Annotated in this window: 13 protein-coding genes; 5 read left to right on the top strand and 8 right to left on the bottom strand. The window is 69.8% G+C overall.

Features of this window, described 5'->3' with window-relative positions:
• The first annotated feature begins 76 nt into the window (after positions 1-76).
• Entirely contained in the window at positions 77-628 is a 552-nt protein-coding gene (locus AC07DC_RS26855) for a DUF4396 domain-containing protein (protein ID WP_478917041.1), read from the top strand.
• A gap of 37 nt (positions 629-665) precedes the next feature.
• Here the strand turns inward: AC07DC_RS26855 and AC07DC_RS26860 are convergent, their stop codons facing one another.
• Complete coding sequence (locus AC07DC_RS26860) at positions 666-1,280, bottom strand: sulfite oxidase-like oxidoreductase (RefSeq protein ID WP_478917042.1); 615 nt, start codon at positions 1,278-1,280, stop codon at positions 666-668.
• Positions 1,281-1,442: 162 nt separating this feature from the next.
• Here AC07DC_RS26860 and bfr point away from each other — a divergent pair, with 162 nt between their 5' ends.
• Positions 1,443-1,922 carry a bacterioferritin gene (gene bfr / locus AC07DC_RS26865; protein WP_478917043.1) on the top strand — a complete coding sequence of 160 codons (480 nt, stop codon included), beginning with the start codon at positions 1,443-1,445 and terminating at the stop codon, positions 1,920-1,922.
• Positions 1,923-1,925: 3 nt separating this feature from the next.
• Here the strand turns inward: bfr and AC07DC_RS26870 are convergent, their stop codons facing one another.
• Both AC07DC_RS26870 and AC07DC_RS26875 read right to left on the bottom strand, forming a co-directional pair.
• A complete protein-coding gene (locus tag AC07DC_RS26870; protein WP_478917044.1) occupies positions 1,926-2,162 on the bottom strand; it encodes a (2Fe-2S)-binding protein in 237 nt (78 codons plus the stop codon).
• A gap of 126 nt (positions 2,163-2,288) precedes the next feature.
• On the bottom strand, positions 2,289-3,638 hold the full coding sequence (locus AC07DC_RS26875) for a class II 3-deoxy-7-phosphoheptulonate synthase (protein ID WP_478917045.1): 1,350 nt from the start codon (positions 3,636-3,638) through the stop codon (positions 2,289-2,291).
• Between the two features lie 267 nt (positions 3,639-3,905).
• Here AC07DC_RS26875 and AC07DC_RS26880 point away from each other — a divergent pair, with 267 nt between their 5' ends.
• The gene (locus AC07DC_RS26880) at positions 3,906-5,852 is read left to right on the top strand and encodes an anthranilate synthase family protein (RefSeq protein ID WP_478917046.1); all 1,947 of its coding nucleotides are present in this window, start codon (positions 3,906-3,908) and stop codon (positions 5,850-5,852) included.
• Here the strand turns inward: AC07DC_RS26880 and AC07DC_RS26885 are convergent.
• From AC07DC_RS26885 to AC07DC_RS26905, 5 genes are all read right to left on the bottom strand, one after another.
• Positions 5,836-6,477, bottom strand: a complete 642-nt coding sequence (locus AC07DC_RS26885) for a uridine kinase family protein (RefSeq protein ID WP_478917047.1) — start codon at positions 6,475-6,477, stop codon at positions 5,836-5,838. The genes AC07DC_RS26880 and AC07DC_RS26885 overlap by 17 nt on opposite strands.
• A 110-nt stretch (positions 6,478-6,587) precedes the next feature.
• Complete coding sequence (locus AC07DC_RS26890) at positions 6,588-7,616, bottom strand: 6-phosphofructokinase (RefSeq protein WP_478917048.1); 1,029 nt, start codon at positions 7,614-7,616, stop codon at positions 6,588-6,590.
• Positions 7,617-7,717: 101 nt separating this feature from the next.
• Positions 7,718-8,407 (bottom strand): response regulator, encoded by a 690-nt coding sequence (locus AC07DC_RS26895; protein WP_478917049.1) that lies wholly within the window; start codon positions 8,405-8,407, stop codon positions 7,718-7,720.
• 70 nt (positions 8,408-8,477) lie between these two features.
• A complete protein-coding gene (gene macS, locus AC07DC_RS26900; RefSeq protein ID WP_478917050.1) occupies positions 8,478-9,698 on the bottom strand; it encodes a MacS family sensor histidine kinase in 1,221 nt (406 codons plus the stop codon).
• Between the two features lie 46 nt (positions 9,699-9,744).
• Positions 9,745-10,527 (bottom strand): lysophospholipid acyltransferase family protein, encoded by a 783-nt coding sequence (locus tag AC07DC_RS26905; protein WP_478917051.1) that lies wholly within the window; start codon positions 10,525-10,527, stop codon positions 9,745-9,747.
• A gap of 163 nt (positions 10,528-10,690) precedes the next feature.
• On the opposite strand from AC07DC_RS26905, the gene AC07DC_RS26910 reads away from it, so the two are divergent.
• Both AC07DC_RS26910 and AC07DC_RS26915 read left to right on the top strand, forming a co-directional pair.
• Positions 10,691-11,467, top strand: coding sequence for an alpha/beta hydrolase (locus AC07DC_RS26910; RefSeq protein ID WP_478917052.1), 777 nt, complete (start codon positions 10,691-10,693; stop codon positions 11,465-11,467).
• Positions 11,460-12,032, top strand: a complete 573-nt coding sequence (locus AC07DC_RS26915) for a hypothetical protein (protein ID WP_478917053.1) — start codon at positions 11,460-11,462, stop codon at positions 12,030-12,032. The genes AC07DC_RS26910 and AC07DC_RS26915 overlap by 8 nt, the downstream gene beginning before the upstream one ends.
• Positions 12,033-12,052: the final 20 nt, after the last annotated feature.

Here is a 12,052-nt window from a genome sequence, read left to right on the forward strand (position 1 = left end):
TATGGGAATACCCCAGGGGGGTATACGGTTGGCTGCAGAGCAACCAATCGTCGGTTCCCGATGGGGGTGGAACGTCATGCAGCACGACCACGCGACGTACGAGGAGCACGCGCACCACGAACGGCACACCGATCACGCGGGGCACTCCGGACCCGAAGCGCACACCGGGCACGCCGGACACACCGGCCACGCTGCCGCGTCCTGGCGGATGGCGGCGACGGCCACCCTGCACTGCCTCACCGGCTGCGCCATCGGCGAGGTCCTGGGCATGCTGATCGGCACCGCGCTCGGCTGGCACAACGTGCCCACGATGATCCTGGCCATCGTGCTGGCCTTCGCCTTCGGCTACGCGCTCACCATGCGCGGCGTCCTGCGCGCCGGCCTGGATCTGCGCGCCGCGTTCCGGGTCGCGCTCGCCGCCGACACCGTCTCCATCATCTTCATGGAGCTGGCCGACAACGGAACGATCATCGTCTTCCCCGGCGCCATGGACGCGACCCTGTCGGACGCGCTGTTCTGGGTGAGCCTGGCGCTGTCCTTCGTCGTCGCCTTCCTCGTGACCACACCGGTCAACAAGTGGCTGATAGGCCGCGGCAAGGGCCACGCCGTCGTCCACCGGTTCCACTGACCGCCGGCGCGGGCCGCCGGACGATCAGGTCGGGCGGTCAGAGCTCCGGGCCGTCCCCGGGCTCCTCCTGGTAGGAGTAGCGCTGCTCCGTCCAGGGGTCGCCGACGTTGTGATAGCCGCGCTCCTCCCAGAAGCCGCGGCGGTCGGCGGTCATGTACTCCACGCCCCTGACCCACTTGGGGCCCTTCCAGGCGTAAAGGTGCGGGACCACCAGCCGGGCCGGGAAACCGTGCTCCGCGGTGAGCGGTTCGCCGCCCTTGTGGGTGGCGAATATCGACTTGTCGTCGGAGAAGTCCTCGATCCGGAGATTCGAGGAGAAGCCGTACTCGGCCCACACCATCACGTGCGTGACACCGGGCGCGGGGGGTGCGAGCTTCAATATCGTGGCGGCGGAGACACCGCCCCACTCCATGCCGACCATGCTGAACTTGGTCACGCAGTGGAAGTCGGACTTCACGGTCGAGTACGGCAGCGCCGAGAACTCCTCGTGGTTCCAGCAGTGTTTGTCCCCGTCAGCGGTGGCGCCGAAGACCCGGAACTCCCACCGGTCCGGCTTGAAGCGCGGCACGGGACCGTAGTGGGTGACCGGCCAGCCCCGCTGTAGCCGCTGCCCCGGGGGAAGCTCTCCCTCACGGCTTTCGGACTGACCCATGACTCCATGGTGACAGACGGGACGCAGTGCTTCTGACCGGGCTACGCCCGATTCGGGACCGCTGTCGCCACAGGACGTAAGCGTGCACTTACTGGATCAGCCGCTTCCGCAGTGCAAGGATGCGCCCATCTTGTCGATTCCCTTTGGAAGGACGGCGTTGCCATGCAGGGCGACCCCGAGGTCATCGAGTTCCTGAACGAACAGCTGACCGCAGAGCTGACCGCGATCAACCAGTACTTCCTGCACGCGAAGATGCAGGAGAACTTCGGTTGGACGAAGCTCGCGAAATACACCCGCGCCGAATCCTTCGACGAGATGAAGCACGCGGAGCTGCTGACCGACCGCATCCTCTTCCTCGACGGCCTGCCGAACTACCAGCGGCTGTTCCACGTACGGGTGGGCCAGACGGTCACGGAGATGTTCCAAGCCGACCGTCAGGTGGAGGTCGAGGCCATCGACCGCCTCAAGCGCGGTATCGAAGTGATGCGGACCAAGGGCGACATCACCTCGGCGAACATTTTCGAGTCGATCCTCGAGGACGAGGAGCACCACATCGACTATCTCGACACCCAGCTCGAGCTGGTCGAGAAGCTGGGTGAACCGCTCTACATCGCGCAGCTCATCGAACAACCGGAGAGCTGACGCTCAGGCCGCTTCGGCCATCGGCTCTTCCGTGGCGGCCAGCTGCGCAGCAGCCGGCTGGGCCGCGGGCGTCGCCGTCCGGCCGAGCAGTGCCTGGATGCGCTTGACGCACGATCCGCAGTCGGTGCCGGCCTTGCAGGCCGAGGCCAGTTTGCGGGGGCTGCAGGCGCCGGAGTTCGCGTGCTCCTTGACCTGCTGCTCGGTGATGCCGAAGCAAGAGCAGACGTACACGCGGTTCACCCCTCTCGGGCGCCTGGGCTGAGGTTACCCTTACCTTACCCGGCACTTCCGTAGGTGAAAAGCGGCAAGGGGCGCGGATCTGTGTGATCCGCGCCCCTTGTGCCGTCTCCCGGCCGTCCGCCAGGACTACTGGCCCCGGTACATCTCGGCGACCAGGAACGCCAGGTCCAGCGACTGGCTGCGGTTGAGCCGCGGGTCGCAGGCCGTCTCGTACCGCTGGTGCAGATCGTCGACGAAGATCTCGTCGCCGCCGCCCACGCACTCGGTCACATCGTCGCCGGTCAGCTCGACGTGGATGCCGCCCGGGTGGGTCCCGAGGCCCTTGTGGACCTCGAAGAAGCCCTTGACCTCGTCGAGCACGTCGTCGAAGCGCCGCGTCTTGTGGCCGGACGCCGCCTCGTAGGTGTTGCCGTGCATCGGGTCGGTCACCCAGGCCACCTGCGCGCCCGAGGCCGTGACCTTCTCGACCAGCGTCGGGAGCTTGTCACGGACCTTGTCCGCGCCCATGCGGACGATGAACGTCAGCCGGCCCGGCTCACGGTCCGGGTCGAGCCGGTCGATGTACGTCAGCGCCTCTTCCGGCGTCGTCGTCGGGCCGAGCTTGATGCCGATCGGGTTGCGGATCTTCGAGGCGAACTCGATGTGCGCCCCGTCGAGCTGCCGGGTGCGCTCGCCGATCCACACCATGTGGCCCGACGTGTCGTACAGCGAACCGGTCCGCGAGTCGACGCGGGTCAGCGACGACTCGTAGTCCAGCAGCAGCGCCTCGTGCGACGCGTAGAACTCCACGGTCCGGAACTCGGCGGGGTCGGTCCCGCACGCCGCCATGAAGTTCAGCGCGTTGTCGATCTCGCGGGCCAGCGCCTCGTAGCGCTGCCCGGACGGCGAGGACTTCACGAAGTCCTGGTTCCAGGCGTGCACCTGGCGCAGGTCCGCGTAGCCACCGGTGGTGAAAGCCCGCACCAGATTGAGGGTCGAGGCGGACGCGTTGTACATCCGCTTGAGCCGCTCGGGGTCCGGGACCCGCTCCTTCTCGGTGAAGGCGAAGCCGTTGACCGAGTCGCCGCGGTAGGTCGGCAGCGTGACGCCGTCGCGGGTCTCGGTCGGCTTGGAGCGCGGCTTGGAGTACTGGCCGGCGATCCGGCCCACCTTCACGACCGGCACGGAGGCCGCGTACGTCAGCACCGCGCCCATCTGCAGGAGCGTCTTGAGCTTGTTGCGGATCTGGTCCGCGGACACGGCGTCGAAGGCCTCGGCGCAGTCGCCGCCCTGCAACAGGAACGCCTCGCCACGGGCGACAGCCCCCAAGCGGGTACGCAGCTGATCGCACTCGCCGGCGAAGACGAGAGGCGGATACGACTCAAGGTCCGCGAGCACAGTGCGCAACGCCTCGGAGTCGGGGTACTCGGGCTGCTGCGCCGCGGGAAGGGATCGCCAGGTGTTTCCACCGGCTGCGGGGTTAGCGTTCACGGTCACGCAGACCACACTACGGGGTGACGACAGGCGGAATCCGACGCCGCCCAATGGATGAGACGAGATGAGACGAGCCCCACTGCGCCGCCGCCCGTGCGCTAGGGTTCTCAGCATGTTCGCGCAACAGCACACCAACTGGTGGTGGCCCGCTCAACCGGCGGCCCACCTCATCGCGCGTACGTAACGACTCACCGCGAAGGCCGCCCAAGGGGCGGCCTTTTCTGTTTTCCGGCCGCTCCCTCCGTTGTCCGCCCATCGGAAGGACCCGCCGTGCATCCCGTCTCCGGCACCGAAACCACAGCAGCCGACCTCGTCGAGCGGCTGCTCTCCCCCGGCTGCCCACCTTTCGCCCTGCTCCGCCGCCGCACCCCGGGCCGCGACGCCGACCTCGTCGAAGTGCTCCTCGGGCCGGTCACCGAGGCCGAGCGGCTGCGCGACATCACCCTGCCGGACGGCGCACCGGGCGACGGCCCGGCGCTGGACGCGCTCGCGCTGGTGCCGTTCCGGCAGATCCGCGAGCGCGGCTTCGACGCACGGGACGACGGGACGCCGCTGGCCGTGCTGCGGCCCGACGAGTCGTACGAGCTGCCGCTCGCGGACGTCCTGGCCGCGCTCCCGGACCAGGAGGTGACGGTCGACGACGGTGCTTTCGACGTGGACGACGACACCTACGCCGGGATCGTCGAGCGGGTGATCGAGGACGAGATCGGCCGCGGCGAGGGCGCCAACTTCGTGATCCGGCGGACCTTCAGGGGGCAGATCGCGGGGTACGGGCCGCGCTCCGCGCTGGCGCTCTTCCGGAAGCTGCTCAGCGGTGAGCGCGGCGCGTACTGGACGTATGTCGTGCACACCCCGGACCGCACGCTGGTGGGCGCCAGTCCCGAGGTGCATGTGCGGATGGCGGGCGGCACCGTCGTGATGAACCCGATCAGCGGCACGTACCGCTACCCCGTCACCGGACCGGAGACCGAGGGGCTGCTCGCCTTCCTCCACGACGCCAAGGAGGTGGAGGAGCTGACGATGGTGGTCGACGAGGAACTGAAGATGATGTGCACCGTCGGCGACCTCGGGGGCGTGGTGGTCGGCCCGCGGCTCAAGGAGATGGCGCACCTCGCGCACACCGAGTACGAGCTGCGCGGCCGCACCACCATGGACGTACGGGACGTGCTGCGCGAGACGATGTTCGCCGCGACCGTCACCGGCTCCCCGGTGCAGAACGCCTGCCGTGTCATCGGTCGGTACGAACCGGGGGGCCGCGGCTACTACGCCGGCGCGCTGGCGCTGATCGGCCGGGACGCAGCCGGGACGCGGACTCTGGACTCGCCGATCCTGATCAGGACCGCGGACATCGACCCTGCCGGGCAGTTGAAGGTCCCGGTCGGCGCGACGCTGGTCCGGCACTCCGACCCGCGCGGCGAGGTCGCCGAGACGCACGCCAAGGCGGCCGGGGTACTGACCGCGCTCGGTGTGCGGCCGGCCCCGGAGCGCGCGCCCGAGCCCGCGTTCCGGCTGGCCGACGACATCAGGGTGCGGGCCGCGCTGGACGCCCGGCGGGCCGACCTGGCGCCGTTCTGGCTGCGGATGCAGGTCGAGCCGTCGCCGGCCGACCGGCTCGCGCTGTCGGCGCACGCGCTGGTGATCGACGCGGAGGACACCTTCACGGCGATGCTCGCGCATGTGCTGCGCTCGTCCGGCCTGGGCGTGACCGTACGGCGGTACGACGAGCCGGGCCTGCGGGAGGCGGCGCTGTCCCACGACGGTCCGGTCGTGCTCGGCCCCGGCCCCGGAAATCCGGCCGACGCGACCGACCCGAAGATGCGCTTCCTGCGCACTCTCGCCGCCGACCTGGTCAAGGGCCACCGGCAGGGGCTGCTCGGCGTGTGCCTCGGCCAGGAGCTGCTCGCGGCGGAGCTCGGGCTGGACATCGTGCGCAAGGACGTCCCCTTCCAGGGCGCCCAGGAGCGCATCGACTTCTTCGGCCGGCCGGAGACCGTCGGCTTCTACAACACCTTCACGGCGCGCTGCGACGACGCGGCCGCCGAGGAGCTCGCCACCCACCGGGTGGAGCTGAGCCGCGATCCGGCCACCGGCGACGTGCACGCGATGCGCGGGCCGGGCTTCGCCGGCGTGCAGTTCCACCCCGAGTCGGTGCTCACCCTGAACGGCACCGCGATCACGGCGGAGCTGCTGGCCGCCGTCCTCACGCCGTCTCGCTGAACGCCGAGGCGTCCAGCACCGGATCGGCGAGCACCGGGGAGACCAGCACCGGGCCGATCAGCATCATCACCTCGGCGATCATCTGGAACTCGTCGGCGGTGCCGTCGACCACCAGGTCGGCCAGTGCCCGGGAGGGGGCGACATGCGCGGCATGCCGTTCCCTCCCGGTCTCCAGGTAGTTCAGCAGCGACAACCGCGGGTCCTGCCGCTGGACGTCGATCTTGCGGAGGATCTTGCGGGCGAGCCGGATGTCGTCGGGGGTGTCGACGTACACCCGCCATGTCGCACGGCCGGCGACCGACGGCAAGGTGAGGGCGAACAGCCCCTCGACGACGACCAGCCGGTGCCGGCCCGAGGTGGCCGCGGCCTCGATCGCCGCGACCACCGCGAGCTCGTCGATCGAGCCGGGATGGTTCCAGTCCAGGACCTCGGACCCGCTCGCGCTGACCGTGCGGACACCGCGCACGGTGTCGTGCGCGGGCACGTAGAAGTCATCGAGGTGGATCAGACCGATGGTCTCGTGATGGTGCAGCGACAGCGCCTCGGCAAGGGTGGACTTGCCCGAAGCGGTGCCGCCTGCGACCGCCAGTACAGGTGTGCGCCACCTGTTCGTCACACCCGTCATACCGGGCGCTCCTCATGTGCTCAAAGGGGGAAAACGAAGCGGCCGGACAAGCCGGGTGGACGGAGAATAAGGCGCACTGATCGTCTGCTGCAAGCAGCGGAGTTCAAGGTTCAGCCAAAGAAGACCCCGGCCTCCGTGTAGAGCTTCGGATCGACCGTCTTGATCCGGGCGGTGGCCTCCGCGATCGGCACCCGGACGATGTCCGTTCCGCGCAGCGCGACCATCTTCCCGTAGTCCGCGTCGCGCACCGCGTCGATGGCGTGCAGCCCGAAACGGGTGGCCAGCCAGCGGTCGAAAGCGCTGGGCGTCCCACCGCGCTGGACGTGCCCGAGCACCGTGGTCCGGGCCTCCTTGCCGGTGCGCTTCTCAATCTCCTTGGCGAGCCATTCGCCCACGCCGGAGAGGCGTACATGGCCGAAGGAGTCCAGCGTGCCGTCCTTCAGCACCATGTCCCCGTCCTTCGGCATGGCGCCTTCCGCGACGACGACTATGGGTGCGTAACGGATCTTGAACCGGCTCTCCACCCAGCCGCAGACCTGGTCGACGTCGAAGCGCTGTTCCGGGATGAGGATGACGTTGGCCCCGCCGGCCAGCCCCGAGTGCAGGGCGATCCAGCCGGCGTGCCGGCCCATCACCTCGACGACGAGGACACGCATGTGCGATTCGGCAGTCGTGTGCAGCCGGTCGATGGCCTCGGTGGCGATGTTCACCGCCGTGTCGAAGCCGAAGGTGTAGTCGGTGGCGGAGAGATCGTTGTCGATGGTCTTGGGAACGCCGACGCACGGAATGCCGTGCTCGTCGGAGAGGGTCGCGGCCACCCCCAGGGTGTCCTCGCCGCCGATCACGATGAGCGCATCGACCTCGAAGGCGGCCAGGTTCTCCTTGACCCGGCGGATCCCGTTCTCGATCTTGAGCGGATTGGTGCGCGAGGAACCGAGGATGGTGCCACCGCGCGGCAGGATGCCCCGCACGGCGGGGATGTCGAGCGGCACGGTGTCGCCTTCGAGGGGACCCCGCCAGCCGTCCCTGAAGCCGATGAACTCGTAGTCGTAATCCTGGACACCCTTGCGGACGATCGCGCGGATGACCGCATTGAGACCGGGGCAGTCACCACCACCGGTCAGTACTCCGACCCGCATGGACTCTTCCCTTCGCCGGCACTGCGTCGCATTGCCTTACGGAATCCAACTCGGGCAACGCTAGCGTGACTTGGGTCACATGCGGGATGGTGCGAACAGGATCATTCGCCGTCGAGGCCGCGCTCGATCGCATAACGCACCAGTTCCACCCGGTTGTGCAGCTGCAGTTTGCCGAGGGTGTTCTGTACGTGGTTCTGCACGGTGCGGTGCGAGATGACGAGCCGCTCGGCGATCTGCTTGTAACTCAGTCCCTTCGCGACCAGGCGCAGCACTTCGGTCTCGCGGTCCGTCAGCCGCGGCGCCTCGGGCTCGTCGGAGGACGTGGGGGCCGGGTCGGAGGCCAGCCGCCGGTACTCGCCCAGGACCAGTCCGGCCAGTCCCGGGGTGAACACCGGGTCGCCGATCGCCGTCCTGCGGACCGCCTCCACCAGCTCGTCGCGGCCCGCGGACTTCAGCAGATACCCCGTGGCGCCGGACTTCACGGCCTCCAGCACGTCCTCGTGCTCGCCGCTCGCCGACAGCACCAGCACCCGCAGCGCGGGGTTGTCCGCGACCACGTCCTTGCAGACCTGCACTCCGGACATCCCCGGCAGGTTGAGGTCCAGCACGATCACCTCGGGCTTCGCCGCCCTGGCCCTGCGCACGGCTTCCGGCCCGTCGCCCGCCGTCGCCACCACCTGGTAGCCGGCCTCGGACAGGTCCCGGGCGACCGCGTCCCGCCACATGGGGTGGTCGTCGACCACCATCACCTTCACCGTGTGGTCCTGCGCCGGTTGCGTGTCCCCCGCCATGTGACTGCCTCTCGTGCCGCCGAAAATCCCCGTGCCGGAGCAACTCTACAAACGCGGGGGTACCGGGAGCTCAGTGCGTGACACGCGTCTTGGGCAGCCGGAGTTCGACCTCGGCGCCCTGGCCGGGGGTGGTGACGAGGGTGGCGGTGCCGCCGAGGTCGCGCAGCCGGCCGCGGATGGACTGGGCGACGCCGAGGCGGCCCTCCTGTTCGGCGTCGGCGAGCCGGCCGTCCGGGATGCCGGGGCCGTCGTCGCGGACGCTGACGAGGATCTCGTCGGGCTCGTCCTCCAGCAGGATCCAGGCGTGGGCCTGCTCCCCTGCGTGCGTACGGACGTTGTCGAGGGCGGCGCCGACCGCCGCCGCGAGCTCGGCGGCGGCGTGCGCGTCGACCAGGACCGGGGTGCCGGGCGCCGAGATCGTCACCTGCGAGCTGCCGTAGGGCGTGAGCAGGGCCCGTACGTCGCAGGGGCCGAGCGCCGCGTCCGCGGCCTCCTGGTCGGTCTCGGCGGCACCGGTACGCGAGCGCAGCGCCGCGAGCAGCCGGCCGCGGCGGACCGCGGCGGCGTTCTCGGGGTGGCGGGGGTTCGGGACGAAGCCGTCGGAGACCAGTGCCCGCAGCGCCGACTCCTGTTCTCCCGCCATCCGGCCGAGCGCGGCGGCCTCGCCGCCCGCCTCGCTGCCGCGGCGCTGGACCATGGCCAGCACCTGCAGCACGTTGTCGTGGATGTCGCGGGCGAGCCGCTCGCGCTCGCGGGTGGCCGCCTCGATCTGCAGCGCGCGGGCGAGGGTCCGCTCGCTGGCGCGGGCGACCTCGACGACATAGCCGATGGCGATGCTCGCCACCCACACCAGCAGGATGTTGTGCAGGCTGTCGCGGGCGATGAAGCCGCGCTGGACGACGTTGGCGATGCCGACGAGCGTGGAGGCGACCGCGGCCCAGCGCCAGCCGCCCTTGATCGCGAAGGCGAGGACGGAGCCGGCCGTCCAGATGGACGGCAGCGTCGGGGTGCCCTCGACGATCCGCAGGTGCGTGTCGACGACGGGGGTGAGCAGGATCCCGGTGAGCGCGAGGGTGAGGTCGGCGAAGAGGAAGCGCTTGGTGCACCGTTCGGCGGAACGCACCCGGCCGAGGGTGACGAACGTCCAGACGGTCAGCGCCGCCATGTACACGCTGCCGACCAGCGGGTGGCGGTACTCCCCGTACGCGTCGCAGAACAGGGCCAGCGCATAGCCGAGGGTGAGCACGCGGTACGCGGTCAGCGCACGCCACAGCGGCTGCTCGACGGACATCCGGATCGCCTTCGCCGCCACCGCTCCCCCTCCCCCGCCGGCCCCGCTAGGAGCCGGCCGGTCCGCCCTTGTCCTGCGCCGCCTTCTCGGCCGCTTCGCGTTCGGCCTTCTCGGCCTTCTCCAACTCGGCCTGATGCTTGGCCTCCTCCGCGATCTGGCGCTTCGCGGCGGTGGCGTAGATGTCCACGTACTCCTGGCCGGACAGCTTCATGATCTCGTACATGACCTCGTCGGTCACCGAGCGCAGGATGAAGCGGTCGCCCTCCATGCCGCGGTAGCGGCTGAAGTCGAGCGGCTTGCCGATCCGGATTCCGGGACGCACCGAGACCTTGGGCAGCACCTTGCCGGGCGGCTGCACCTTCTCGGTGTCGATCATCGCGACGGGGATCACCGGCGCTCCGGAGGCCAGTGCCACCCGGGCCAGGCCGCCGGGCTTGCCCCGGTAGAGCCGGCCGTCGGGCGAGCGGGTGCCCTCGGGGTAGATGCCGAACAGCTCACCGCGCGCCAGCACCTGGATCCCGCTGTTGATCGCGGCCTCGCCCGCGCCGCGCGCGCCCGAGCGGTCCACCGGGAGCTGGCCGACCCCCTTGAAGAAGGCGGCTGTCAGCTTCCCCTTCACACCCGGGGAGGTGAAGTACTCCGCCTTGGCGATGAACGTGACCGGTCGGTCGAGCATCGCGGGGAGGAAGAAGGAGTCCGAGAAGGAGAGGTGATTGCTGGCAAGGATCGCCGGCCCCTCCTTGGGGATGTTCTCGATGCCTTCCACCCAGGGGCGGAAGGCGAGTTTGAGCGGCGAACCGATCGCGAGCTTCATCGCGCCGTAGAACAACCGAGGACCTCCTGTAGCTGACGCAGAGACCCTACAACCTGAGAGGCGACACAGTTCGGCCGCCGGCACTCCCGACGTCCGCACGGCAGGGCTTACCCGGTGGTATCCGGGCCGCGTACGCTGAACTCCTGCCACCCTCCCCGCGGCGAACAGGAGTCCCACGGTGCCGCTCATGCCCGGAGCCGAGCCGTACAGCCACGACGGTGGCGAGATCGGTGTCCTGCTGTGTCACGGATTCACCGGCACACCGCAGTCCCTGCGCCCCTGGGGCGAGTATCTGGCGGCCCGCGGGCTGACCGTCTCCGTGCCGCTGCTGCCCGGTCACGGCACCCGCTGGCAGGACATGCAGCAGACCGGCTGGCAGGACTGGTACGCCGAGGTCGACCGCGCACTGCGCGAGCTGTCCGCCCGCTGCTCGCAGGTCTTCGTCTGCGGTCTGTCGATGGGTGGCGCCCTGACGCTGCGGCTGGCCGCCCTGCACGGCCACTCGATCAGCGGAATCGTCCTGGTGAATCCTTCCGTCAAGGCCGACAGCCACCAGATCAAGGCGGTTCCGGTGCTGCGCCATCTGGTGCCGTCGGTGCCGGGCATCACCAGCGACATCGCCAAGGAGGGCGGTCTGGAAATCGGCTACGAGCGGACGCCGCTGCACGCCGTCCACTCCCTCAGCCAATTCTGGAAGATCGTCAGAGCCGGGCTGCCGCAGGTCACGCAGCCGTTGCTGCTGCTGCACAGCCGGGTGGACCATGTCGTCCACCCGACGAACTCCGCGATCGTCCTCAGCAAGGTCTCCTCCACGGATGTCACCGAGAGGGTGCTGGAGCGGAGCTACCACGTGGCCACCCTGGACCATGACGCGGAACAGATCTTCGAGGAGTCCTACGGATTCATCCGGCGCCTGGCGCCCGCGGTGGACAAGGAGGTAACGGCCAGTGGCTGAGCGCGAGGAGGACCAGGTTCCTGACGAGACCGCTCCCGACGCCTCCGAACCCGCCGTCGCGGACACCGCCGACGGCGCGGCCCGTCCGCCCCTGGACGAGGACGCCGCCTGGGCCGAGCTGATCGCGGGCTTCGACGACGACCCCGAGCCGGGCACCGGCTCCTGGCCCGACGCCGAGAACCTCTCGCCCGGCCGGTCCGACGACGGTGACAGCGACTCCGACGCGGACGGGAGTTCCGGGCCGCCGACCCGCAGCATCGTCGTGCACCCGGTGATCCACGGCCCGCGCGACTACACGGCCCATGAGGACGAGGACGAGGGCCACTACGTGCCGCCCGAGCCCCCGCCGCTTCCGCAGGCCGACGTCACCACCAAGTTCGCCTGGCTCGCGGTCCTGGGCGGACCGTTGCTGCTGATCGTGTTCATCCTGCTCCAGCAGGAGATCACCTGGTGGGTCATGACGCTGGGCGTCGGCGGCTTCGTCGGCGGCTTCTGCACGCTCGTCACCCGGTTGCGCACCGGCGAGGACGACGACGAACTGCCCGGTGGCGGCGCGGTCGTCTGACCCGGCCGTTTCGGCCGTCA

The organism is Streptomyces sp. NPDC045021 (assembly GCF_056432645.1).

Excerpts from the sequence above, each read along its gene's own strand:
- AC07DC_RS26885 (WP_478917047.1), bottom strand. The coding sequence starts at position 6,477 with ATGACGGGTGTGACGAACAGGTGGCGCACACCTGTACTGGCGGTCGCA.
- AC07DC_RS26855 (WP_478917041.1), top strand. The coding sequence starts at position 77 with ATGCAGCACGACCACGCGACGTACGAGGAGCACGCGCACCACGAACGG.
- AC07DC_RS26895 (WP_478917049.1), bottom strand. The coding sequence starts at position 8,407 with ATGGCGGGGGACACGCAACCGGCGCAGGACCACACGGTGAAGGTGATG.
- macS (WP_478917050.1), bottom strand. The coding sequence starts at position 9,698 with ATGTCCGTCGAGCAGCCGCTGTGGCGTGCGCTGACCGCGTACCGCGTG.
- bfr (WP_478917043.1), top strand. The coding sequence starts at position 1,443 with ATGCAGGGCGACCCCGAGGTCATCGAGTTCCTGAACGAACAGCTGACC.
- AC07DC_RS26890 (WP_478917048.1), bottom strand. The coding sequence starts at position 7,616 with ATGCGGGTCGGAGTACTGACCGGTGGTGGTGACTGCCCCGGTCTCAAT.
- AC07DC_RS26860 (WP_478917042.1), bottom strand. The coding sequence starts at position 1,280 with ATGGGTCAGTCCGAAAGCCGTGAGGGAGAGCTTCCCCCGGGGCAGCGG.